This window comes from Nocardia sp. NPDC004573 (assembly GCF_053602135.1).
Genome location: NZ_JBSGDA010000001.1, coordinates 392,924 through 415,471, shown reverse-complemented (window position 1 = coordinate 415,471; position 22,548 = coordinate 392,924). Strand labels below are relative to the sequence as shown.

The window sequence follows — 22,548 nt, the reverse complement described above, 5'->3', positions numbered from 1 at the left end:
ACGATGCCACGACCCACCGACACGTCAGGTCGAGACGGTGACCGTGCCGGTGGTGTCGATCTCGGTGCGGCGGTCTCGGTCGGACGCGGTGGCCAGGACGGTGGCCAGGATGCGGCGACCGGCGGGCAGGATACGGACGGTGACCGAGCCGTCGTTCGCGGCGTCCAGCTCCCGGGTGGCGGCGTCGATCACTTGCCTGCGCAAGTGATGTGGCACGCCCGCGAAGCCGCCGTCGTCGAGCAAGATCACTTCGACGCCGCGGGAGCGAGCGCCACGAGCGGCGCTGCTGAGCTGATCGGTGGCCAGGTGCGGAGCCCGGAGGCCGTCGCGCAGTTCGGCTTCCAGGAGCCTGCATTGCTCCCGCTCCGCCGCGGTGAGCTCCGCGCCGTCGGCGATGCGTTCCAGGATCGGGCGCGCCACCGCGTCCAGCCGGGCCAGCTGACGGGTGCGTTCGGAGTTCTCCGCCGCCATCGCGGCCTCGGCGGCGGCGCGCATGGCCGCCTCCTCACGCAGCAGCCGCAGCGAACGCTGGGTGGGCCGCATGATCGCCGCGAACAGGGAGACCCCCGCCACCGTGGCGACCGGCACGATCGAACCGACCACGACGCCGATCCGCAGCCCGGCCACCACACCGACCACGGCGATCACCACACCGATGCCCGCGACGCCGAGCCAGGCGGCGGCCAAGCGTCCGCGCAGCACCAGCACGGCGAGCACGTACGACGCGGCGAACGCCGTCCACACCTGCTTGGACCAGCCGTGTTCGACGTCGAACGAGGTCAAGGTCGTGGCCAGCGGCCCGGACGCGGCGACGAACACGGTCGCGGCCCAGGGCAGCGGATCGGTGGGAACGACCAGGACGACCACACCGGCCAGCGCCAGCACGACCAGCGCCGCGACGGCGGCGGCCACCGGCGATTCCGAGAAGTTCCGGATCATGTACAGCACGATGGTCGCTTCGAGCACGACCAGGAACAGCCACGCCGCGCGGTCGCGCAGCCCGAGCAGATCACGCAGCCCGAATTCGGAGTCCGGCTCAGCCATTTCCGCCCCAGACCAGCGTCACGGTCGTTCCCTCACCCGGTTCGGATTCCACGAACCCGGCGCCACCGGAGAGCTGACGCATGCGGCCGAGGATGCTCACCGAGATGCCGAGCCGGTCGACGGGCACTCGGCTCAGGTCGAAACCCGCGCCGTCGTCCCGGAATACCACGCGGATTCCCCCGGCGCTGATCGTCACTGTGACGGCGCGGCGCACCTCCCGCCCGGCGACGGTGGCGTGACGCAGACTGTTGCGTACGGCCTCGGCCAGCGCGGCCGCGATCGTACTGGCGGCGTCCACCGGCAGGTGCAGATCGTCGAATCCGGCCCACCGCCGTGTGGTGAACCTGATGCCGGGATTCACCTCGTGTACGGCCGAGCGGAGGAAGCCGATCGCGGATTGCGCGTCCAGCCGGTCGGGTTCGGTCTCGGCCACCCGGCACTCGTCGAGTTGTTCGAGGGTGCGTTCGGCCTGACGGCGCAGCACCGGTGATTCGGTCCCGGCTCGCGAGGCATCCAGCAGGGTGGACAGCACCGCGTCGTGGATCAGCGCGGCGAACCGCGCGCGTTCCCGCTCCCGGGCCGCCGCACCCGCGACCGCCGCCGCGCGGCTGCTCTCGATCGCCGACTCGCGATCCACGCGCGCGGCCGCCGCCCTGGCATAGACCACGCACCACAGGAACAGCGCGCTCAACCCGGCCGCTCTGGCGAAATCGCCGAGCAACGCGAGCGCGGTGGTCTCCCGCAACACGACCAGATTCGCCAGCGCGCTGAACGCCGAGCCCACCACCAGGTACGTCACGGCGAACGGCGGACGCCAAGCGAGCACGGCCGCGAGCACACCCAGCGCCAGTACCCGGTACAGCCAGACGGAGGCCGTCCCTTCGGCATCCGGCACGGCATACGCCACGGGGACCACCGCCATCGCCCCGAGGAAACTGACCGCCGCCGCACCGGCGACCCGTTGGATCACGCGCCGGCTCATGCCGATCGAGACGAGCGCGAGCACCGGGAACAGTCCGAACGCCAGCACCACCTCCACCACCGTCCACCGGACGGGCACGAAGCGGCTCTGATCGGCGATCTCGGGCAACTCGATGATCGCGGCGATCACGCCCGCGATGCCGATGGCGAGCCCGAACCGCCGCAGGATGCGATCGGCGGCTCCTTCGGAGGCTTTCTCCGTGGACAACGCGACGACTCCGCGGCGCCAACGGCTCGCGCGCGGCCGGTCGAGCGGGAGGGAGTGCGAGTGCGACGGGGTGTCCAGCATGCTGGACGCGATCATCCGCGCGGCTGCCGCTCGGGGACCGGCAGCCACCCGTCTTCCACCGCCCGCTTGTACAGGTCGGTCTTGGTCGGCGCCGGACGGCCGGCGTCGGCGTACTTCTGGCGGATGCGGCCGAGATAATCGTTGACCGTCTGCTCGGACAGACCCGTCAGCCGCGCGACCCGGGATGCTTTCTCCCCGGACGCGTAGAGCGTGAGCACTTCCTCCTGACGCGGGCTCAGGCCCACGTTGGACAGCTGCGGATCGCCGTCGATGGCGGCGGCCCAGTCGGTGGTGACGACCTGCTCGCCGCTGGCCGCCCGGCGCACGGCGGCGACGACGGTCGGCACGTCCTCGGATTTGCGCACCACACCCAAGACACCCGCACGCGCGGCGGCACGCACCAGGAAGGCGTTGTCCGCGCCCGTGAAGACCAGCACCTCCATGCCGCGGGCACGCAGGGCGCGCACGTTGTCCTCCGGTGCGGATCCGTCGGCCAGCCGCAGATCCAATACCACCAGATCCAGCGGTGGCGCACCATCGGCGGCGGCCAGCAGCTCCGGCACGGTGCCCGCGGTCAGCACCAGATCCAGATCGGTCTCCGGCGCCAGCATCGCGGCGAGACCGATCGCGACCGATTCGTGGTCCTCCACCAATCCGATTCGGCGCGGGGCGTGCCCATTCCCTTCGGCCCAGGTCACCTGGCTCTCCCATCCCGAGCTACTCGTTCACATCCCCACCGCGACAACAACCGCACACAGTATGCCGGGCAATGGTGCGCGAGGGTCAGACACCAGAATTCGGGGGCCTCAGGCCATCAGCCCGGCCGCGAGTGTGGCCCCGAGTTCCCAGCAGCGCCGCAGGTCGTCTTTGCCGGGCGGGCCGGACACGACCACCGCGGCGGCGGCCTGCTCCCAGCCCAGTCCCGTGGTAATGCTCCCCACCCCGCGCTCGGCGCCCTCGGTGCCCTCGTTGCCGTGCAGGTACACGCCGTACGGACGACCGCGGGTGGAATCCAGGCACGGGTAGTAGATCGTGTCGAACGCGTGCTTGAGCGCACCGCTCATGTATCCCAGGTTCGCCGGGCTGCCCAGCAGGTATCCGTCGGCGGCCAGGACGTCGGGGGCGGTGACGGCCAGTGCGGCGCGGCGCACGACTTCCACGCCTTCGATCTCGGGGTCGGTGGCCCCGGAGACGACGGCCTCGAACATCGCCTGCATGTGCGGGGACGGCGTGTGATGGATGATCAGCAACCGGGCCACCCTGCGATGGTATCGGCCCGCGCGGCCGTCAGGCGGTGTCGCGCTCGTGCCGTTCCAGCGCGACCGCGCGGCGCATGGTCTCGCGGGCTCGGGTGCGGTCACCCGCGTAGTCGTAGGCGCGCGCGAGGCGGTAGGAGACGCGCCAGTTGTCCGGATCGGCCTCCCACTCGGCTTTGACCTCCGCGAACAACTCGTCGGCGGCCGCGCGCTGGATACGGCCGGACGGCAGCCGCGGTAACGCGGAGGTGTCGAGTTCCAGGCCCTCGTCGTGGATCCGCCGCGCCAGGTGCTGATGCGCCAGGGCGGCGCGCACGGTGGCTACGACGATCCAGACGCCCAGCAGCGGCAGGATGAGCACGCCGACACCGATCACGATCGCCGCCACCTCGCCGGAACCGATCAAGCCGACCGCGATTCGGCCCAGCAGCAGGAAATAGAAGCCGAGCACCAGGACGAGGACCGCGATGAACGCGACCACCTTGACGACTTCTCCGCCGCCTTTGCGATCGTCGCGCTCCGCGCCGCTCACGGTCGCGCTCCGTCGCGGTGCGGCTGCCGACGCTCGATCACAGATCCAGGAACGGGTCGAGCCCGACGGTGAGACCGGGGCGCTTGGCGATCTCCCGGACCCCGAGCAGCACCCCGGGGGCGAAGGAGGAGCGATCGATCGAGTCGTGCCGGATGGTGAGCGTCTCGCCCTGCGTGCCGAACAGGACCTCCTGGTGGGCGACCAAGCCGGCCAGGCGCACCGAGTGCACCCGGACCCCGTCCACATCGGCGCCGCGCGCGCCCTCCAGCTCTGTCGTGGTCGCGTCGGGACTGCGGTCGAGGCCCGCTTTGTCCCGGGCCGCGGCGATCAGTCCCGCGGTGCGGTAGGCGGTGCCGGACGGTGCGTCGGCCTTGTTCGGGTGGTGCAACTCGATGACCTCCACCGATTCGAAGAATCGGGCGGCCTGCTCGGCGAAGCGCATGGACAGCACCGCGCCGATGGCGAAGTTCGGCGCGATCAGCACGCCGACCTCGGGACGCTCGGCCAACCAGCCGCGTACCTCCGCCAGCCGGGACTCGTCGAACCCGGTGGTGCCCACCACCGCGTGAATGCCGTGCTCCACCAGGAACCGGAGGTTTCCCATCACCACGTCCGGGTGCGTGAAATCGACGACGACCTGGGTTTTCGCCGCGGTGAACGACTCGAGCGAATCGTCCTTGTCGACGGCGGCGACCAGTTCCAGATCGCCTGCCGCGGTCACCGCCGCGCAGATCGCCTGTCCGACTTTGCCACGCGCTCCCAGCACTCCGACCCGAATGGTCACCGCACCTCCTCGTTCCGCCTCGGTCGGGATCAGCCTAGTGGGGCGCACCGACCGCGATCCCGGCGCGGCCCGACTGTGCCCGGCCACCGCGAAGCAACCACAGGATCGGCGCGCTCACCGCGCCGGCTGTGGTTCGCCGACCGCCGGGCTCGCCGCGCCACCGAGGTTCGCGACCATCCGTCGCAGGATCCGCAGGGTCTCGGCGAACTGCTCGTCGGTGATCCCGTCGGCCATCTGCGCTCTGCGCCGGGCGATCCGGACGAAGGCGGCGTCATGGGCGCCGCGGCCCTTGCCGGTCAGCGACAACATGCCCGCGTCGTCGGCGACCAGCCCGTCGGCGACGAGTCCGGCCAGTTCGGTGGACCATTCGGCGTCGTCGGTCCAGAAGGCGTCGAGCGCGTCGCGGATGTCGTCGGCGCGCTGCGGTCCGTCGGCCAGCGAGTGGGTCACCTGCCAGCGTCTGCGACTGAAACCGCCGGAGGCGAGGTCTTCGTCGAAGCGCTCGTTGATCAATCGATCGAGCTCTACGAGCCAATATCCGATGCCGCGCCGGATGGCCATGACCACACTCCTCGATATGCCCAGAAACAACTACATGCATTCTTACATACAAATATCGGGCATGACAGAGTGGACGGATGGATCAGCACGACGCGATCACCGTCGCCGTGGAAGCGGCGATGGTCCGGATCCGGCGCAGACAGACGCGCGGCGCGCTGAGCGACGGCGCGATCCCCGTCGCCGTGTTCCGCGCGCTCGACGCCGTGGCCGACGGCGCGGCCGACACGGTAGGCGCGCTCGCCCCCGCCCTCGGCGTCGATCAGCCGAGGGCCAGTCGCCTGGTGGCGCAGGCGGTGTCCGCCGGATTGCTGGAACGAGTCGCCGATCAGCGCGACGGACGGCGTTCGGTCCTACGCCTGACCACCGCGGGCAACCGGGCGGTGGCCGAGGCCAGAGCGGGCAGGCGTGACGCCATGGCCGCCGCCATGGCGGATTGGACGCCCGCCGAGCGCGCCGAGTTCGCCCGTCTGCTGGCGCGTTTCGTCGACGGGCTGGACCGCCCCGCCGGATGAGCGACGCGGCGCGCCTGCCGAGCCAGGATTCGGCGGCCGAGTCAGTCGAAGACGATGACCTGACGCAAGGCGTGGCCCGCTGCGAGTTCGTCCATGGCACGGTTGATCTCGTCGAGCCCCACATGCGCCGAGACGAGCCGCTCCACCGGCAGCCGTCCCGACCGCCACATCCGGACGTACTCGGGAATGTCCCGGGACGGCACCGCGGAGCCGAGATAGCTGCCCACGATGGAACGTCCCTGCGCGACCAAGGCCAGCGGCGAGATAGCCGCCCGGGCATCGGGAGCGGGCAGTCCGACGGTGACGGTCGTGCCCCCGAGCGCGGTCGCGGCGACGGCGGTCTCGAAGGCGCGGACGTTGCCCGCCGCTTCGACCACCACCTCGGCCTGCACCCCGAGTTCGGCGACCTCGGCCGGGGTATATGCGGCGTGCGCGCCGAACTCCTGCGCGAGAGCGAGCTTGTCCGCCACGGTGTCGACCGCGATCACCTCGTGCCCCTCGGCGGCGAGCGACACCGCCACCAGCACTGCCGCCATACCGACGCCGCCCAGGCCGACGACCATGATCCGGTCCCCCGGGCCCGGACGCGCCGAATTCAGCAGAGCGCCACCGCCGGTCAGCACCGCGCAGCCGAGGACCGCGGCCACCTCGGGCGGCACGTCGTCATCGACCGGCACCACCGACCTGCGGTCCACCACCGCGTGCGTGGCGAAAGCGGAGACGCCCAAGTGGTGGTGCACCTCGGCGCCGTTCCGGAACAGCCGCCGCCCACCGCTGAGCAACTCACCCGCGTTGTTGGCGGCACTGCCGGGCACGCACGGTGTGCGTCCGTCGGTCGCGCAGCCCGCGCACTCGCCGCACCGCGGCAAGAAGGTCATGATCACGCGCTGCCCGACCGCGATATCGCCGTCGCCGGGGCCGAGCGCTTCCACCCGCCCCGCCGCCTCGTGGCCCAGCAGCATGGGCACCGGGCGGACCCGGTTGCCGTCCACCACGGACAGGTCCGAGTGGCACAGGCCCGCCGCCTCGATCCGGACCAGCAGCTCACCGGGCCCCGGCTCGCGCAGCTCCAGATCGCACACGGTGATCGGCGCCGACTCGGCGAACGGCGCCGGCGCTGCGATCCGCTCCAGGACCGCTCCACGAATCTTCATTCCGCCGACGCTACCGCTAGGGGTGGTCCGCACCCCACCACAGTGGCCGCACCTGCCTCGCTGTCGCACCGCTCGGACCGGCCGCCGCCGGTCCGCGTCACGTCGCGGTGTGCAGCGGTCACGCCACGCCGGACGCGGGCCTGCGTACGATGCCGCGTATGGGTGTGGATCTGGGCGATGTGGTCGAGCGCTTGCACGCCGACCTGGGGAGGTGGCTCGGGTCGGAAGCGCCGGTCGAGGTGTTCGAGCGGTTCGCGGCGGCGCAGCACGAGCGGTTCAGCATGGTGACGACCGATGGCGAAGTACTCGGGCGCAGCGCGTTGCTCGCCGGCCTCCGTGGCGCGCGCAATGCCGTGCCCGGCCTGACCATCGAGGTGTCCGATATCGAAGAGCTCTCGTGGTCGGAAGGCATCGCGGTAGTGCGCTTCCTGGAGACGCACCGGGCGGCGGGAAACCTCACTCGCCGCTGGGTGACCGCCGTGCTGACGACCGAGGACCCAGGCGCGGTGCGCTGGCTGACGGTGCACGAAACCGCTACGGCATCAGCCTGACTCTTCCCAGCACGGGGACGGGCGCGCTGCGCCGACGCCCGGTCTGCCGGACAATTTCCGCCTTGTTCTCGGACGGCTGCCACCCGGCGACCGTCCCGGGGAACGATGTGTACTCGAGGAGGCCGGTGCCGGTGGATCGGTGGGAACGCGACGGTCTGCGCTCCGCCAACAGCGGAATCCGCAACCAGGTGGACTACATCCTGGACGCGCTCGCCGAGCAGCGCACCCATCTGGCAGAGGTGCGCGACAAGCTGTCCGCGCTGCGGTGCACGGCCGAGTCGGCGGACAAGCTGGTGACGGTGACCGTAGACGCGGCGGGCGTGCTCGTCGACGTGCGGTTTACGCCGGCCGCCTTGCGCAGCACGCCGGAACAGCTGGGCCGTTCGGTGACCGAAGCGGGCAGGCAGGCGGCGCGGCTGGCCCGCGACCAGCACGCGGCGATCATCGCCCCGCTCGTCGCCGACGCCGAAGCGGTGCCCGACCTGCCCGATCTCGTCCCGGGCGCACCCAGTCTGCGTGCGGTGTGGGAGCCTGCGGACGACTCGACCGGCTAGCGCGCTCGGCGGCAGCGGTGCCTCCTCGCCGGACGGGACGCTCCGGGCCGATCCGGACCGACTCGACCGGCGAGGAATGCACCGCCACCCCCGAATCCGCCGCGCTGCCGAACGGTTCGGGGTGGCGGGAAACGAGTGGTTCTCGAGTGTCGGCACATGGCAGCGACCTCCGTTCGGGGTGGGCAGCCTCGGCTGCCTGAGGGATGAGGCGATCAGTACAGCTTGGCGAGGAACGCGGAGAGATTCTCGCGCACCCGCTGGACCTTCTCTTCGGGCGTGAGATCCTCGCGGTACCGGCTTCCGAGCGCAGGCCGCTTCTTGTTCCGCGCGTACAGCGAGCAGGCGAGATCGGTGCACATATAGGTGCCGACCGAGTTGCCCCGGCGCCCGGACTCGCCGGCTTTGTGCGCGGTCATCAGCGCGACCCCGCCGCCGGTGTGGGTGGTCAGGCAGATCGTGCACATCTGTGCCCGGCCGGTGCCGCCGGTGGCGTACCGCAACGCGACGCCGACCAGACGATCGTCCTGCGGGACGACCAGATAGCCGCGTCCCGGCAGGGACGGATCGCTCCAGCCGAGGAAGTCCAGATCTGCCCAGGGCCGCTCGTCGAGGTCCTTGGGCACGGGCAGCCGCTTGGCGTCTCCTTTCGAACAGTTGACGAACGACGACCTGATGTCGCGTTCGGTGACAGGTTCCATGAGGGAGATCTCCTTCGGTCGATCGGTGGACAAACCCAAGCGACGTTACGGTCCCGCCGCGCCGGGAACAACGGAAATTCCCTGTGCGCTCAGCGCTGCGCGCGACACTTCCGGCAGCACCGAATGCTTCGGGCGCGGAGCGGGTTTCGGGACCGGCACGGCGGGTATCCGCCGCCAGCGGGAGGTGTGAGTGTGGCGCAAGACATGCAGAAGAGGTTCGCGCCGCGCCGTCGGTTGCGCGGCCCGGCCGACCTGCCGGGACGGTCGTGGTGGGGCGTGGTCACCCGATCGGTCGCCGAGTTCCAACGCGACAATCTCACCGACTGGGCCGCGGCATTGACGTATTACAGCGTGCTGTCGCTCTTTCCGGGTTTGATCGTATTGACCGCCGGACTGGGCATGCTGGGACGCGACGACACCCGGGCGCTGGTGGACACCCTCCGCGAGATCGGCCCGGGCAGCGGGACAGATCTGCTCGTGGACGCGGTGAACGGCATCGCGGAAGCGCAGAGCCCGGCCGGACCGCTGGCGTTGGTCGGGTTGGCGTCGGCGCTGTGGACCGCGTCCGCGTACATCGGGGCGTTCATGCGGGCGACCAATGCGATCTACGACATCCAGGAGGGGCGGCCGATCTGGAAGACCGTGCCGGTGCGGGTGGCCCTGACCGCCGCGGTGGTGGTCCTGCTGGGCGTCTGCACGGTCGGCGTGGTCGTCAGCGGTTCGCTCGCCGACCACCTCGGCCGCTGGCTCGGACTGGCGCAGGCGACGATCACGGTGTGGGGCATCGTCAAGTGGCCGGTGATGATGGCGCTGATCAGCCTGGTATTCGCCCTGCTGTATTGGGCGGCGCCCAATGTGCGCCAACCGGGATTCCGGTGGCTGACTCCGGGCAGCGCGCTGGCCGTCGTGCTCTGGGCGGGCGCGTCCTGGGGGTTCGCCTTCTATGTCGGTCACTTCGGCTCCTACAACCGGGTCTACGGTTCCCTGGGTGGCGTCGTCGTCTTCCTTGTCTGGCTGTGGATCTCGAACATCGCGGTGCTGCTGGGCGCGGAGCTGGACGCCGAGCTGGCGCGGGCGCGCAACATCGCCCATGGCCATCCGGAAGATGCCGAACCCTATCTGCCGCCGCGCGACGAACCCGACGAATGATCAACGGGATCAGGGGATTCGCGTCGCGATCACACCGGCGGCAGCCCCTCCCGCCGACCGCCCTGACCGTTTCAGCGTGACCGGGAGCGGTATCCGAAGCCCGACTGGATCGGTATTCGGAGAGGACTCCCATGACTCAGCACGCTGAACACGCCGCCGCCGAACCCGCGACCATGCCCTCGGATGTCAGCGGGAAATTGTCGGTGTTCGACCGATTCGCGACAGCGGCCAGCGCACTGGCCTCCAAGGCGGGATTCTTCGTCTTCTGTGTGCTTCTGGTGCTGGTCTGGGCGCCGACGATCTTCTTGCTTCCGAGCGTGGACACCTGGCAATTGGTCATCAACACCGCGACGACGATCATCACGTTCCTGCTCGTCGCGCTGCTACAGAACACCCAGAGCCGCTCCGACGCCGCGGTCCAGCAGAAGCTCAACGCCGTCGCCGACGGATTGGCCGATCTCATGAGCGAGTTGAGCTCCGAACACCCGGAACTGCGGCGTCACCGGCGGGAACTCGCCGAGGCTGTCGGGCTGGAGAATCGGGAGAGCGCCGGGTGACCGGCGCGAAGACCGGTGGCGTCGCACGCCGCCGGCCTCCGCGTGCACCGATTCGTCACGGCTGCCCGGGCTCGGCGCTCTTTCCTGCCTCCCGGACCGCTTCGGCCAGCTCCCGGCGCAAACGCTCGGCGTTCGCTTCGTCACCCGCGTCCTCCGCGGTGGTGATGTCCTGGCGCAATTGCGCGATCGTGTCCTGCGAAACCATAGGACCTCCTCATCTCTTCGGACGGTTTCGTATGAGAGGGCGACCCGGCCCCCGTGGACAGGGTGGCCGCTGAGTCGAGGACGAAACACTCACGAGCCCCGGCCTGCGGGCAGCGGATCGGAAAGCGCTGGTCGGCTCGACGCGCATGCCGCGAAGGTAGAGTGGAATCGGTTCTCGACGATTGGGCCCGGCTGCGGTGGGTACTCCCCGCTGCGGTGTGACGGGATGCGAATCGCCGACACATCTGGGGTACCGAACCGCTCCTACCTGGCTGAACGACGACGGTTGAGTGGCCGGTCCGTACGCCGAGCAGCGTGGCTCGGAAACCTCTACGACGTACTGGGCGGGATGCCGTATCCGGAAGAGCAGGAGTGTCGCAGCGATGGAGTCATTGGCCTTCCACAGCGACAGTTTGGGTGATACCGAAGAGTTCCTCAATATCAACTACACGAGGATGCGGATCGGCAACAACACCGGTATCCCCGTCCGGACGGACATCACCCGGACGATGCTCGGTCCGGTGAGCTTGGACGACCTCGACCTGAGCTTCGACATGCGGTACGACGCCCAGCCGCTGGGCAAGATATGCCTGTGCGAGGTCGACTCGGGGACGATCGAAGAGAACTACGCCGACGGCAGCACCGACTTCTTCCGGCCCGGCGAGCTGGGGCTGCTCACTCCGCCGGACCTGCCGTATTCCGGAGTGATCCACCACGCCCGCTACAGCATCACGATGTTCGATCCCGCGCTGCTGACCCAGGTCGCGGCCGCGGCCCCGGACCACGACCTGGAGCCGGTCCGGCTCACGGGCCATCGGCCCGTATCGCAGGCCGCCGCGCGGCATCTGGCCGGCGTGCTCGAGCACATGCGTGATCTCGCCACCGATCGCGCGGTACGCGAGCAGCCGCTGATCACCTCCACCGCCGCGCAGTATCTGGCCGCCACCGTGCTGCATGCTCTGCCGAGCACCGCGCACACCGATCCGACGGCGACCGACCGCAACGACGCCCACCCCGAGACGGTCCGACGCGCGCTGGCCTACGTCGAGTCGCACCTCAGCGAGGACATCACCGTCGCCGATATCGCCGCGGCCTCCTATGTCACCGTCCGCGCCTTGCAACTGGCGTTTCGTCGCCATCTCGACACCACGCCCATGGCGTATCTGCGGCGGCTTCGCCTACGTGCCGCGCACGAACAGCTGCGCGACTTCTCGTCCGACGACGGCCACACCGTGACCTCGATCGCCGCGGCGTGGGGCTTCGCCCATCCCGGACGCTTCGCCAGCGCGTACCGCGAGGCATACGGCCGATCTCCGCACACCACGCTCATCGCGTAATCCGCTGGGGCTCAGTCCCGCACGAGGGCTCGGCCATGGACTGCACTGGACAGCGGCGATCAATCGCGCAGGGCACGCTCCCGCAGATCGGCGAGGGTTCGCGACAAGACGCGCGAGATGTGCATCTGCGAGACGCCCAGCACGGCGGCGATCTGGGCTTGGGTACGCCCCTCGAAGAAGCGCATGCGCAGCACGCGCCGCTCTCGCTCGGGCAGTTCGGCGAGCAACGGGGCGACCGCGAGTGCCTCGTCGGTCAGGTCGTAGGAGGGATCCTCCTCGCCGAACGTCTCCGCGACGCGCACCGGGGCGCCGCCGCTGTCGTCGTCCTCGATGACCGCGTCGATCGAATTCGTGGAGTAGGCGTTGCCTGCCAGCAACGCTTGGGTGACTTCGGTCAGGTCGATGCCGAGTTCGACCGCGATCTCCAGCGCGGTGGGCATCCGTTCCAGTCGCTGGGAGAGCCGCTCCACTGCCGGGCCGATGGTCAACTGGATCTCCTTGATCCGGCGCGGCACGCGCACCGCCCAGCTGTGATCACGGAAGTGGCGGCGTACCTCGCCCATGATGGTGGGCACCGCGAACGACAGGAACGACGGTCCCCGCGCCGGGTCGAAGCGGTCCACCGCGAGCACCAACCCCACGGCGGCGATCTGGTACAGATCGTCGTAGTTCTCCCCGCGGCCCACGAAACGGCGGGCGATGTGCTCGGCCAGCGGCAGGCACCGGCGCAGGACCGCTTCCCGCAGTCGCGGCCGTTCGGGATCGTTCTCGTCCATCGCGGCCAATTTCTCGAGCCATGGTTCGATGCCGTCGTAGCTGTCTGCTCCGCGCCGCGTCCGGCGCGGCGTGGCGGTCCTGCGGTTGGCGGTCGCGAGTGACATGAACTTCCTCATTCCCGTTCTCCAGCGGTCGCCGCGCTCGCCCGGCAGAGGGCGGCGACGATCGCCGTATACCGCCCGACGGTTGCGTCAAGCGTTCGTGGGCGGTCTTGTTCGTATTTCGGACGGGCGCCGGTGCCCAGGTGCGTTCTCGGGATCGCCCGCCCGCCCGGGCTGGCGAGACCGGGTCGCGCCACCGGAGACATACGGGCGGTGAACAGCTTCCGGGGAGATCCGCCGATGCGCTTCCGGACCACCGCCGGCCCGCCCCGTCACATCACCCGTGACGACAGCGCCGGATGAACGGCACTCACGCGACGGATAGCCGGCGTCGTGCACCCCGGATGCCGGGCACGCGACCACCGGCACACTGCTGCGCACTCCCAGCACATCCACGATGCGCCGCACGGGTCCGTCGTCCGGCACGGTCATTCCGACCGGGACACCTGCTCGCGCGCCCCACCTCGCCAGCCGCAGCACCACACGTACGCCCGCACAGGAGAGGAAACGCACGGCACACAGGTCGATGACGACCGATGCCGGAGTCGGGGTTGTGCGCCAATGCTGTTCGACCGTTTCGGCCATCTCGGTGTAGCACTCGTCGGCGGTCGCCGCATCCAGCTCACCGTGCGCGACGAGGAGCAAGCCGTCATCGGTCGGGACGCCGTCCACGCCGTTCTGAAAGGTCATGCGTACCTCCGGCGGCCGGGTATCGGCACGAGACCGCATAGTCGAGCCTGGCAGTCGATTCCGGTGGTGTCAGTGCGACAGACGAAGTCCGCCGGGGCATCGGTCCGAAAAACGAAACGCCGTCGCCTCCCGCACGGTCACTCCCGGGGGATGCGGTGGTGGACGGTCAGCAGGATGTGGTCGAACGCGGCGACCAGATCCGGCGGCGGCGGTGGCACCTGAGGAAGTTCCGCGAGCAGCTGCTGGGCCAGCGCGCGCAACTTGACGTTGGTTTCCTGCGATCGCCAGCGCAGGATCTGGAACGCTTGCTCGGCGCTGATCTGGTAGACGCGCATGAGCACGCCCTTGGCCTGCTCGATCACCGCGCGATTCTCGTAGAGCCCGGGCAGCGTCGCGGCGAGCATGGCCTGGTGCGCCTCGGCCAGGGTGTCGGACAGGTCGACGTAGAAGCCCGCGGTGCCGACCGCGGCGCCCCGGTCGTCGAGAATTCGATCGGCGACGACGAGCACGGTGTGTTCCTGGCCGGACAGGTCGATGAACCGGTGCCTGCTCGAGAAAGGCTCGCCGTGATCTATGGCACGTGTGATGGTCTCGGCGACGTGCGTGCGATCGTCTGGGTGCTTGTGCGCGAGCAGCAGCTGTGTGGTCGGCTCGATCTCGCCCGGCTGGTAGCCGTGCATGCGATAGACCTCGGCGGACCATTCCCAACGGCGGGTGGCGAACCAGAACCGGAAGCTTCCGACAGTAGGTTGCTCGGATGATGCCGAATCGGCAGCGGTTACGGCGGACATGCAGGGCTGCATACGTTGAGTCATGGATGCAAGGCCTCTCCGAGGACAAGGGGCGCACAGCGCAACGCGACCCACGGGCCGTCTTTCCCTCGGCGGGGTCATGTAGGCGCGGGCACGCTCGGCCGACAATCCGCTGTTGACTCAACGGCCGGCGCCCGCGCACATCAGTGGCGACAGCCGGTGACCTACGACCCAGTATGTCATCTGCGCCGGATCCAGGCGTGACAAGGCTCGGCAGCTATCCGAAAAACGAAGCGCCGGCAGGTTCCACGCACCCGGTGATCTTCTGGCAGAGAACCGCTTCGACGCGGACGACAGCGGAGCGTGGACCGGTGCGGTCCGTCACTCCCGAACCCACTCGGGCACAGTGCGACTCGCGCCTCGCACCACCACCTGCCCGGGCGGGGCGCGGTGGAGCGAGGGTGTCGCGGCTGCGGACTCGAGCGCGCATGGCACTGATCACAACCACGCGCTGTCCGCCTGCGCGGTCCCTCCGGACATCGGGGCCGGTTCCGATTCGGCGAACACGGCGGCGGCCCCGCAGCCGACGAACTCGGCCGCCGCCAGCACCGCACGGCGAACCGCCCGCTCCGGTCCGCTGCCCTCGCCCACGTGGGCTGTCGCGGCGACAGCGAAACTGTCCCCTGCTCCGCAGGTGTCACTGCCGCCGGGCGCCTTGGCCGCGACCGGAAGCGGGATGCGCGAACGTTTGCCGGACGCGCGCAGGCAGAGCAGGGCACCCTCCGGTCCGAGGGTCACCGCGATGGCGTCGACGGCCCACCCTTTCGCGAGTTTCCACAGATCAGGCCCGTCGTCGAGCCGCCCGGACAGCAGGGTGAGCGCTTCCGCGCGATTCGGGGTGACCAGTGCCGCGCCGGGGATCGGCACGGGTCCGTGCGGGTGGGGGTCCCAGACGACCGGAACGTGGCGGGCCTGCGCACGCAGGAGCGCACGGATCTGCGGGTGGGCCGCGATGCCGCGACCGTAGTCGGAGACCAGCACCGCCTGCGCCGCCGCGAGCACGGCCTGCGCCTCGTCCGGCAGCGGGTCGGCGCTCGCTCGTCCGGTGCCGGAATCGATTCTGGTGATCAGGATGGGCCGCCGGGGTTCCTTGGCGCGAACGTGCCCGTTCCTGCGGGCCCACGGGCCGATCGCGCGCACCCGCTGCTTGCAGATCGTCGATCCGTGCAGGGGTAGCGCGATGATCCGTACGTGTCCGTCCAGCAACCCGCGCAGCCGGGCGCCCGCTTCATCGGCCGCGAAACCGGCGATCAGGACGACTTCCCGGTCGCCCGCCGCCGCGAGCCGGGCCGCCAATCCCGCCCCACCCGGACGGAACGTGCGGTGCGCGACGTCGACGACCGGGGCTGCCGCCTCCGCGCTGCATCGGTCGGCGCGACCGTCGAGGTCGATGTCGAGCAGCGCGTCCCCGATCACGACGAGCGGATCGCCCGCGGCCATCACTCCCGCTCCAGCGCGGCTTCCAACGCCGTGCACAGCCCGTGCACCAGCAACAAGTGCATCTCCTGCACCGTCGCGACGGTTTCGGCCTCGATGCTGATCGCGTCGTCGCACAGCAACGCCAGCGGATTCGGCGACGGTCCGGTCATCGCCCAGGTGGTCAGCCCGATGTCGTGGGCGGTCTTGGCGGTGGCGATCACGTTCGGGCTCGATCCGCTGGTCGACAACGCGATCAGCACGTCACCGGGCCTGCCGTGCGCGCGTAACTGGCGTGCGAACATCTCCTCGATGCCGTAATCGTTGGCGATCGCGGTGGTGCTGGAGGTGTCGCAGTGCAAGGCGATCGCCGACAGCGGGCGCCGTTCCAGCTGGAAGCGACCGGTCAATTCGGCCGACAGGTGCTGGGCTTCGGCGGCGCTGCCCCCGTTCCCGCAGGTGAACAAGCGCCCGCCGGATGCGTAGACGCGGGCGAGGTCCGCACCCCAGGCCCACAGCCGCGCGAGGACGAGGGCGCGGTTGCGTTCGAGCGCGGTGGTCAGCGCGTCGAAATGGCGCGTCAGGACGGCCTCCGGGCCGGGCGCGCCGCTGTGGGCCGGATCGGTGTCCGAACCTGTCACGGTAGGTCGTCCTTCCTCGTCGCCGATGCGGCGGTCATACCGGGTTCACTTCGGAAACCACCTGATCGTCCGGCGTGACCTCCGATGGGTGTCCCTCCGGCTCCGGCGAGCCGTCCACCTGATGTCGCGCCGGCGGTGACACCGAACAGTCGGTGCCGAGGGTCACGACGCAGTCGATGCCAGCTATGTGTAGCGGCAGGACCCGTGGCGGCAGCCGCCGCACGATGGTGCGGCCGGGACAGGTCGGAGGCAGTCATCACATCGGGACAGAAGCCGTAGCGCCGGGTATGGGCGACGCAGTGTTCACGCGTCGATGTGACCACCGCGCCGGACTCGGCCGGCGGACCGGCGTGCTCGAACACCGTGGGGACCTTCACTGCAGCTCCGTTCGCCGAGGACGACTGGATCACACGCGCAGTACCGATCCGGGCCGCACACCGAAGCCCGCACGGGCTGACATGCCCCACTCGACCGCGCCGAAACATCCGTGCTGCGCTGCCCGCACCGTTTGTGCGCCCGGACCCCGGGTAGAACGACGACATTCGTACGGCTCGTCGGACACGCAGGAGGTCGCATGGGACACGCCGGCGGCGCGATCACCCGCACGGGACCCATTCCATCGTGCCCGGCGCTCGGCCCGCTCGGCGAGGTCTTCCCCGAGGTGCGGCGCATCGCGGTACTGCGCGGCGGCGGTCTCGGCGATCTGCTGTTCGCCTTCCCCGCGATCCACGCGCTGGCGGCGACGTATCCCGAAGCTCGCATCGTTCTGCTCGGTACGGCCGAGCACGCCGAACTGCTCTACGACCGCGCGGGGCCCATCGACCGAGTGGTGGTCATCGATGAACAGGGCAACGTCGACAAGGACGTCTGCGACGAACTGGGGCCGATCGATCTCGGTGTGCAACTACACGGCGGTGGCGCCTGGTCGAACCCGTTCCTGGCCGATCTGCGCCCACGCTGGACGGTGGGTTCGCGTGCCGCCGGCGCGGCCGCCCTGACCCGCACACTGCCGTTCCGCTACTACCAGCACGAGACCTTGCGAGCCCTCGAGGTCGTCGGCCTGGCCGGTGCGGCGCCCGTGATGCTGGAAGCGCACCTCGAGCCGACAGCGGCGGACCGGTCCGCCGCCGACTCGGTCCTCCGCGACCTGGGCGGCCCGATCGCGGCCATCCATCCCGGCGCCAGGGACCCCCGCCGACGCTGGCCCACCGAACGCTTCGCGGACGTCGCCGTCCACTGTCTCGACCGGGGCGTCGCGGTCGTCCTGCTGGGCTCCGAGCCCGATCGTGACCTCGTCGACGGCCTCCGCTTGCGAATCGGTGCACGCGCACTGGACCACCGGATCCGTACGCTGATCGGCGCGCCGCTGCCCGCCCTGTGCGGCGTCCTCGCCCGCAGTAGCGTCTTCGTCGGGAACGACAGCGGCCCGCGTCATCTGGCCAGGGCGTTCGGTACTCCGACCGTGGGCATCTTCTGGATCGGCAACGTGATCAACGCGGGGCCGCTGGGCCGCGCCCGTGACCGGGTGCTGATGTCCTGGACCACCATTTGCCCGGTCTGCCACCGCGACTGCACCGACGAGGAACGTCCCCGCTGCCCGCACGACGTGTCGTTCGTCGCCGACGTACGGACCGATGACGTCTGCCGGGATATCGATGAGCTGCTCGAACACACTTGACCGATACGCACGCGCTCGCGCGGCCACGGTTGTTCGGTTCGTCCTCGCCCAGTCGCGATTCCGCTCCGGATACCGTGCCCTGGTTCCGCCGATGTCCCGCTCACCACCGAGAAATCAGCACCGACCGGCCGTGTAGGGGCGCGGAATGTACGGGCGCACGTTCGCCGCTTCCGGCCCCCGATCGGTGATGGTGGTGGTGAAGACGACGGTCTGGCCGGGAGCGAGTGTCTTGTATCCGCGCATGTCGATGGCGCGGAAGTCGACGAACACGGGGCTGGTGCGGTCGTCGGGTTCGAGATAGCCGAAGCCTTTCTCGGTGTTGAACCAGGCGACGGTGCCATGGCGCCATTCGGTGGCGGTGGCGGGGACGAGGGTGTCGCGACGCGGGCGGTGCGGCCGGAATCGGCTGGGGGCATGCGTGGTAGTCGTCATGACAAGGCGTAACAGCGGGGTCGGGTCAGTAGGCGAGCGGGTATTCGTCGTCGGGCAACGGTGTGACGAAGGCTTGTTCGAACCGGTCGACTTCGTCGGCGTGGTCGAAGGCGTCCCGGATGCGTTCGGCCAGCGGGCTCATGCCCGTCGTATCGATTCCGGTGTGCTCGTGCCGGTCGGCAGGCGCTTGCTGTTCGAGGTGGTCGGCGGCGCTACCGGTGGGAAATGTCGGGGTGTGCACGGTGGTCCTTCCTCCTGGCTTCGGGCCTGTCGCGGATACGGGAGCCGCGGGCCCGGACACCGGGTGCCGGGCCCGCGTCGGAAGAGAGTGACGTGACGGTTCGATCGGTCCGTGCATCACCTGCCTTTCATCTCGCCTGTCTTTCGGGTGGATCTGCCGAAACCGTCATCCGCGCGGAGGTCCGCGCTCGCGCGGATGCGGCCGGTGCGCCGGTATGCGGCCGCGTAAGGTGGCCACCGCTGCGTACGGTCGCGGCCCCGTCGCCCCGTCGGGGGCCGCCGTCAGGCACGGCAGCGCCGGTGGGCACTGCGCGACAGCCATTGCCGCACAGAGGATCTCGTCCACCTCGGCGAACAACCCGTCGAGGTCGGCGTCCAACAGCGGCAAACCGGCGACGTCGCGGCTGTCGAGGGTGCGCACAACCCTTCACCTCCTGTCGGAACGTGCTGGGTCCGGTGGGCGATCAGGCGTCGATCACCTGGTGGCCGTCGCCGCGAGCGACCTCGATCTTGCGCGGTTTCGCCCGCTCCGCGACGGGGATTCGCACTCGCAGCACCCCATCGGCGTAGTCGGCGCTGATGCGATCGCTGTCGAGCCCCTCACCGAGGAATATCTGGCGGCTGAACACGCCACGGGTCCGCTCCGCGGCCACCATCTCGCGCCCCGGTTCCAGCTCTGGGCGCTGGGCGCGCACCGTGAGCACGTTGCGTTCGAGATCCAGATCCAGCGAGCCGGTATCGATGCCGGGTAGGTCGAGCTCGACCAGGAATTCCTCGCCCTCCCGCCAGGCGTCGATCGGCATGACGGCCGGGTGCGCTGCCGTGCCGAGCACCTGGTGCGTCAACCGCTCCAGATCGTGGAACGGGTCGGTCCGCATCAACATGGTCGCCACCTCCAACTCACTCCATCTGCGGGGCTCTACCGAGATAACCTGTGTCGATTTAGACAGATTTTTTGTAGCACTATCCAGACATCTACGCAAGAGCACGAGCGACAACAATTCGGCAGACGGGCGAATGCGGGCTATGACCAGCCGCGTGCAAGCTGGCTACGTGCTAAACACCCTGGGCAGCACCGGAATTGTCGGCCTGGCACCGCTCTCATCCGGGCGAGACGAAACCGGCGAACACGTCCGACGACGTTGCGCGCTCGAACTCACCACGGACATGAACGCCAAGGGTGATATGGATGGCCGGAAGGACACTCGGCCTTGCGAGCCAGATGATTTCGTGGAGCGGATGACGGGATTCGAACCCGCGACCCTCACCTTGGCAAGGTGATGCGCTACCAGCTGCGCTACATCCGCATGCGCATCGCGGAGTCCGTGATGCGACACAGAACATTAGCGGACACGCGTGGCAAAAAGCCAATCGCCGCTCATGCCCGCCGCTCCCCCGCGCGGTCGCGACGCAGGCCGAGAGCGGCCGCGATCAGGCAGGCGAGGGCCACGACGCCGACGAACCACGGAAACACCGTGCTCAGCCCCCAGGTGGTGGCCGCCCAACCGGCCAGGATGGTCGGCAGGGCCATCGCCGAATAGGCGAGCAGGTAGTACGCCGACATCGTCTCGCCGCGCTTGTGCTGCGGAACGACCTCGGACAGGTGCCGCAGCGAACCGCCGAACCCGAGGCCGAAGGTGGCGCCGAGGGCGATGCCCGCGGCGAGCACCGCGACCCAGTTGTGCGTGGCCAGCGCGGGCACCGTCAGCAGCAGCGACAGCGCCATTCCGGTGTCGCCGAGGATCGCGGCCCATCGGGCGGGCACGCCGGTCGCGAACAACTGCGCGGTGGCGCCGGAGAGCGCGGTCGAGGCGACGACAGCGCCGCCGAAGACCAGATTGTGGATACCGGTCTGCTGCGTGGCCAGCGACGGGTACAGCGACAGCAGCACGCCCAGCACCGACCAGGCCGCCATCACGCCGATGGCCGAGAACCAGAAGTCCCCTCGAATCTCCTGCGGCACAGCTGGTTTCGCGATCCGGATGCGCCCCTGGGCCCGCGTCGTGTGCGGTTCGCGCAACGCGACCACGCCGGCGCCGATCGCCAGGCAGACGACGGTGATGACGACATAAGGCGTGCGCAGCGGATGCGGCGCGTACTGCGCCAGCAGCGCCGAGCCGAGGATCGCCACCGCCATGCCCACGTTGAACGCGACGCCGCTGAGCTGCCCCGACCGGGCACCGCGGTGCGGACGCAGATCCAGCAGCGCGGCGGCGCCCGCGACCACCGTCGAACCCACCGCGACGCCGTGCAACGCACGCGCCAGCAGCAGCATCGGCACGCTGTCGGCGAGCACGAACACCAGCAACCCGGCGACCATCGTGGCGAACGCACCGAGCAGCACCGGCTTGCGGCCGACCACGTCGGAGATCCGCCCGGACACCAGCACGGCGCCCAAGGCGGCCACCGCGTACACCGCGAACACGATCGTCGTCGTGAGCGGGGAGAGATGCCATTGCTTCTGATAGATGCCGTAGAGCGGTGCGGGAACGCCCGAAACCCCCAGGGCCACGCCGCTGGCCGACAGCACCAGGGCGTAGGCCCAGCGCTGCGTGGTCTGCTCCTCGACGGCCACCGCCATCGTCGCTGCCATCGGATCTCCGATCAGGTAAGTTTGATGATGATCGAACCGCAATCGACCATACATCCGGTACGACGATCATCAAACCTGAGAGTGAGCCAGATCATGCCCGAGGCCCGAGACGCGGAGCAACAGCCACCCCCGGTGGCCGCGCTGCCCGTAGTGCTCAGCGCGCTGCAGGACCCGGTGCGCCTGGAGATGGTGCGCAGGCTCGGCAACGCGGGAACGGCGGTGCGCTGCGGCGCGCTCTACGAGGTGATCAACAAATCGACCGCCACCCACCATTTCAAGATCCTGCGCGACGCGGGCGTGATCGAGCGGCTGGTCATCGACGGTCACACCTGTCAGCGCCTGCGCATCGACGACCTCGAGTCCGCCTTGCCGGGGCTGGTGCCGACGATCGTCGCGGCCGCCAACCGCGCCCACCAGGCGTGACCCGGCCCCGGGCGCGTTCAGCAGTTGTCGAAGCGCCACTGCCCGTCGACGAACGTCCACGTCTTCGGCTCGGCGTCGTCCTCGGCCGCGCGAGCGTCGAAATTCTTGACCGTGACCGTACCCGTCGACCCGGACGTGGTCACCGTGATCTCGGCCGGCTTGGATTCGAGGTCCCGGCCGTCATAGAGCTGCGCCATGGACGCGACGTAGTCGTCTTCGTTGAGGGTCAGCCGACACCGCGCGGAGCGGAATCGGTACGCGGCGGCGTAGTCGTGGCTCGCCAGTGCCTCGGTCATCTCGGTGGCTTCGGCGCGCAGCGCGGCCGCGGTCGGCTCCCCCGGCTTGCCCGCAGCCGCGTCCGTGCCGCCACACCCGGCCAGCACGAGGACGGGCATCGACACCGCGCCCAGCACGCGCAGGGCACGACTCGTTCGGTTCATCTCGACTCCTTGCCAGAGATCGCCGGATCCGACACCCGGACAATCGAGTTCAGCGCCCTCCGGCGGGGAATCGACGGCCGGGCGGCCGAACAGTATCGCGGCAGTGGATACTCCGCCAAGCCGCGGTCCCTCGCCCACGCGA

At 69.7% G+C, this 22,548-nt stretch carries 29 protein-coding genes and 1 tRNA gene; 8 read left to right on the top strand and 22 right to left on the bottom strand.

The annotated features are described in order from the left end of the window. Window positions 1-24 precede the first annotated feature (24 nt). The 7 genes from ACWEKR_RS02025 to ACWEKR_RS01995 form a co-directional block, all read right to left on the bottom strand. A complete protein-coding gene (locus ACWEKR_RS02025) occupies window positions 25-1,044 on the bottom strand; it encodes a hypothetical protein (protein ID WP_452352860.1) in 1,020 nt (339 codons plus the stop codon). Next, window positions 1,037-2,362, bottom strand: coding sequence for an ATP-binding protein (locus tag ACWEKR_RS02020; protein WP_452352859.1), 1,326 nt, complete (start codon window positions 2,360-2,362; stop codon window positions 1,037-1,039). The genes ACWEKR_RS02025 and ACWEKR_RS02020 overlap by 8 nt, the downstream gene beginning before the upstream one ends. Further along, window positions 2,326-3,012 (bottom strand): response regulator transcription factor, encoded by a 687-nt coding sequence (locus ACWEKR_RS02015; protein ID WP_452352858.1) that lies wholly within the window; start codon window positions 3,010-3,012, stop codon window positions 2,326-2,328. The genes ACWEKR_RS02020 and ACWEKR_RS02015 overlap by 37 nt, the downstream gene beginning before the upstream one ends. 108 nt (window positions 3,013-3,120) lie before the next feature. Further along, window positions 3,121-3,573: a flavodoxin family protein gene (locus ACWEKR_RS02010; RefSeq protein ID WP_452352857.1), complete on the bottom strand. Its 453-nt coding sequence runs from the start codon at window positions 3,571-3,573 to the stop codon at window positions 3,121-3,123. A gap of 28 nt (window positions 3,574-3,601) precedes the next feature. Continuing rightward, window positions 3,602-4,102 (bottom strand): hypothetical protein, encoded by a 501-nt coding sequence (locus tag ACWEKR_RS02005; RefSeq protein ID WP_452352856.1) that lies wholly within the window; start codon window positions 4,100-4,102, stop codon window positions 3,602-3,604. Between the two features lie 37 nt (window positions 4,103-4,139). Further along, window positions 4,140-4,886: a 4-hydroxy-tetrahydrodipicolinate reductase gene (gene dapB / locus ACWEKR_RS02000; RefSeq protein WP_452352855.1), complete on the bottom strand. Its 747-nt coding sequence runs from the start codon at window positions 4,884-4,886 to the stop codon at window positions 4,140-4,142. 114 nt (window positions 4,887-5,000) lie between these two features. Then, window positions 5,001-5,447 carry a MarR family winged helix-turn-helix transcriptional regulator gene (locus ACWEKR_RS01995; protein WP_452352854.1) on the bottom strand — a complete coding sequence of 149 codons (447 nt, stop codon included), beginning with the start codon at window positions 5,445-5,447 and terminating at the stop codon, window positions 5,001-5,003. 77 nt (window positions 5,448-5,524) lie between these two features. On the opposite strand from ACWEKR_RS01995, the gene ACWEKR_RS01990 reads away from it, so the two are divergent. Next, the gene (locus tag ACWEKR_RS01990; protein WP_452352853.1) at window positions 5,525-5,959 is read left to right on the top strand and encodes a MarR family winged helix-turn-helix transcriptional regulator; all 435 of its coding nucleotides are present in this window, start codon (window positions 5,525-5,527) and stop codon (window positions 5,957-5,959) included. Window positions 5,960-6,000: 41 nt separating this feature from the next. On the opposite strand, the gene ACWEKR_RS01985 is transcribed toward ACWEKR_RS01990, so the two are convergent. Next, window positions 6,001-7,113, bottom strand: a complete 1,113-nt coding sequence (locus tag ACWEKR_RS01985) for an alcohol dehydrogenase catalytic domain-containing protein (RefSeq protein WP_452352852.1) — start codon at window positions 7,111-7,113, stop codon at window positions 6,001-6,003. Between the two features lie 158 nt (window positions 7,114-7,271). Between ACWEKR_RS01985 and ACWEKR_RS01980 the strand changes: the two genes are divergently transcribed. Next, window positions 7,272-7,664 (top strand): hypothetical protein, encoded by a 393-nt coding sequence (locus tag ACWEKR_RS01980; protein WP_452352851.1) that lies wholly within the window; start codon window positions 7,272-7,274, stop codon window positions 7,662-7,664. Window positions 7,665-7,789: 125 nt separating this feature from the next. Continuing rightward, window positions 7,790-8,218, top strand: coding sequence for a YbaB/EbfC family nucleoid-associated protein (locus tag ACWEKR_RS01975; protein WP_195083790.1), 429 nt, complete (start codon window positions 7,790-7,792; stop codon window positions 8,216-8,218). 212 nt (window positions 8,219-8,430) lie between these two features. On the opposite strand, the gene ACWEKR_RS01970 is transcribed toward ACWEKR_RS01975, so the two are convergent. Beyond that, window positions 8,431-8,916, bottom strand: a complete 486-nt coding sequence (locus ACWEKR_RS01970) for an FBP domain-containing protein (RefSeq protein ID WP_452352850.1) — start codon at window positions 8,914-8,916, stop codon at window positions 8,431-8,433. A 192-nt stretch (window positions 8,917-9,108) separates the two neighbouring features. Between ACWEKR_RS01970 and ACWEKR_RS01965 the strand changes: the two genes are divergently transcribed. Together ACWEKR_RS01965 and ACWEKR_RS01960 are read left to right on the top strand one after the other, a co-directional pair. Beyond that, window positions 9,109-10,065 carry a YihY/virulence factor BrkB family protein gene (locus ACWEKR_RS01965; protein WP_452352849.1) on the top strand — a complete coding sequence of 319 codons (957 nt, stop codon included), beginning with the start codon at window positions 9,109-9,111 and terminating at the stop codon, window positions 10,063-10,065. Between the two features lie 131 nt (window positions 10,066-10,196). Next, entirely contained in the window at window positions 10,197-10,622 is a 426-nt protein-coding gene (locus ACWEKR_RS01960; RefSeq protein WP_452352848.1) for a low affinity iron permease family protein, read from the top strand. Window positions 10,623-10,677: 55 nt separating this feature from the next. On the opposite strand, the gene ACWEKR_RS01955 is transcribed toward ACWEKR_RS01960, so the two are convergent. Beyond that, complete coding sequence (locus ACWEKR_RS01955) at window positions 10,678-10,827, bottom strand: hypothetical protein (protein WP_195083793.1); 150 nt, start codon at window positions 10,825-10,827, stop codon at window positions 10,678-10,680. A 382-nt stretch (window positions 10,828-11,209) separates the two neighbouring features. Here ACWEKR_RS01955 and ACWEKR_RS01950 point away from each other — a divergent pair, with 382 nt between their 5' ends. After that, the gene (locus ACWEKR_RS01950) at window positions 11,210-12,163 is read left to right on the top strand and encodes a helix-turn-helix transcriptional regulator (protein ID WP_452352847.1); all 954 of its coding nucleotides are present in this window, start codon (window positions 11,210-11,212) and stop codon (window positions 12,161-12,163) included. A gap of 59 nt (window positions 12,164-12,222) precedes the next feature. Here ACWEKR_RS01950 and ACWEKR_RS01945 read toward each other — a convergent pair whose 3' ends face one another. The 5 genes from ACWEKR_RS01945 to ACWEKR_RS01925 form a co-directional block, all read right to left on the bottom strand. After that, window positions 12,223-13,044 carry an RNA polymerase sigma factor SigF gene (locus ACWEKR_RS01945; RefSeq protein WP_452352846.1) on the bottom strand — a complete coding sequence of 274 codons (822 nt, stop codon included), beginning with the start codon at window positions 13,042-13,044 and terminating at the stop codon, window positions 12,223-12,225. Window positions 13,045-13,131: 87 nt separating this feature from the next. Then, the gene (locus ACWEKR_RS01940; RefSeq protein WP_452352845.1) at window positions 13,132-13,731 is read right to left on the bottom strand and encodes an STAS domain-containing protein; all 600 of its coding nucleotides are present in this window, start codon (window positions 13,729-13,731) and stop codon (window positions 13,132-13,134) included. A gap of 137 nt (window positions 13,732-13,868) precedes the next feature. Further along, window positions 13,869-14,522, bottom strand: a complete 654-nt coding sequence (locus ACWEKR_RS01935) for a PAS and ANTAR domain-containing protein (protein WP_452352844.1) — start codon at window positions 14,520-14,522, stop codon at window positions 13,869-13,871. 459 nt (window positions 14,523-14,981) lie between these two features. Beyond that, the gene (locus ACWEKR_RS01930) at window positions 14,982-15,983 is read right to left on the bottom strand and encodes a PfkB family carbohydrate kinase (protein ID WP_452352843.1); all 1,002 of its coding nucleotides are present in this window, start codon (window positions 15,981-15,983) and stop codon (window positions 14,982-14,984) included. Continuing rightward, the gene (locus ACWEKR_RS01925) at window positions 15,983-16,543 is read right to left on the bottom strand and encodes a D-sedoheptulose-7-phosphate isomerase (protein WP_452353085.1); all 561 of its coding nucleotides are present in this window, start codon (window positions 16,541-16,543) and stop codon (window positions 15,983-15,985) included. Before ACWEKR_RS01925 ends, ACWEKR_RS01930 begins: the two co-directional genes overlap by 1 nt. Before the next feature lie 631 nt (window positions 16,544-17,174). On the opposite strand from ACWEKR_RS01925, the gene ACWEKR_RS01920 reads away from it, so the two are divergent. Then, window positions 17,175-18,278, top strand: coding sequence for a glycosyltransferase family 9 protein (locus ACWEKR_RS01920; RefSeq protein ID WP_452352842.1), 1,104 nt, complete (start codon window positions 17,175-17,177; stop codon window positions 18,276-18,278). Between the two features lie 114 nt (window positions 18,279-18,392). Here ACWEKR_RS01920 and ACWEKR_RS01915 read toward each other — a convergent pair whose 3' ends face one another. The 6 genes from ACWEKR_RS01915 to ACWEKR_RS01890 form a co-directional block, all read right to left on the bottom strand. After that, complete coding sequence (locus ACWEKR_RS01915; protein ID WP_452352841.1) at window positions 18,393-18,710, bottom strand: cold-shock protein; 318 nt, start codon at window positions 18,708-18,710, stop codon at window positions 18,393-18,395. Window positions 18,711-18,735: 25 nt separating this feature from the next. Next, window positions 18,736-18,951 carry a hypothetical protein gene (locus ACWEKR_RS01910; protein ID WP_452352840.1) on the bottom strand — a complete coding sequence of 72 codons (216 nt, stop codon included), beginning with the start codon at window positions 18,949-18,951 and terminating at the stop codon, window positions 18,736-18,738. Between the two features lie 165 nt (window positions 18,952-19,116). Then, entirely contained in the window at window positions 19,117-19,371 is a 255-nt protein-coding gene (locus tag ACWEKR_RS01905; RefSeq protein WP_452352839.1) for a hypothetical protein, read from the bottom strand. 43 nt (window positions 19,372-19,414) lie between these two features. Then, window positions 19,415-19,834, bottom strand: a complete 420-nt coding sequence (locus ACWEKR_RS01900) for an Hsp20/alpha crystallin family protein (protein ID WP_452352838.1) — start codon at window positions 19,832-19,834, stop codon at window positions 19,415-19,417. Between the two features lie 347 nt (window positions 19,835-20,181). Further along, window positions 20,182-20,257, bottom strand: a tRNA-Gly gene (locus tag ACWEKR_RS01895). Between the two features lie 71 nt (window positions 20,258-20,328). Then, entirely contained in the window at window positions 20,329-21,543 is a 1,215-nt protein-coding gene (locus ACWEKR_RS01890; RefSeq protein ID WP_452352837.1) for an MFS transporter, read from the bottom strand. Window positions 21,544-21,636: 93 nt separating this feature from the next. Here ACWEKR_RS01890 and ACWEKR_RS01885 point away from each other — a divergent pair, with 93 nt between their 5' ends. After that, window positions 21,637-21,966: an ArsR/SmtB family transcription factor gene (locus tag ACWEKR_RS01885; protein ID WP_195083803.1), complete on the top strand. Its 330-nt coding sequence runs from the start codon at window positions 21,637-21,639 to the stop codon at window positions 21,964-21,966. A gap of 17 nt (window positions 21,967-21,983) precedes the next feature. Here ACWEKR_RS01885 and ACWEKR_RS01880 read toward each other — a convergent pair whose 3' ends face one another. Beyond that, the gene (locus ACWEKR_RS01880; RefSeq protein ID WP_452352836.1) at window positions 21,984-22,406 is read right to left on the bottom strand and encodes a hypothetical protein; all 423 of its coding nucleotides are present in this window, start codon (window positions 22,404-22,406) and stop codon (window positions 21,984-21,986) included. Window positions 22,407-22,548: the final 142 nt, after the last annotated feature.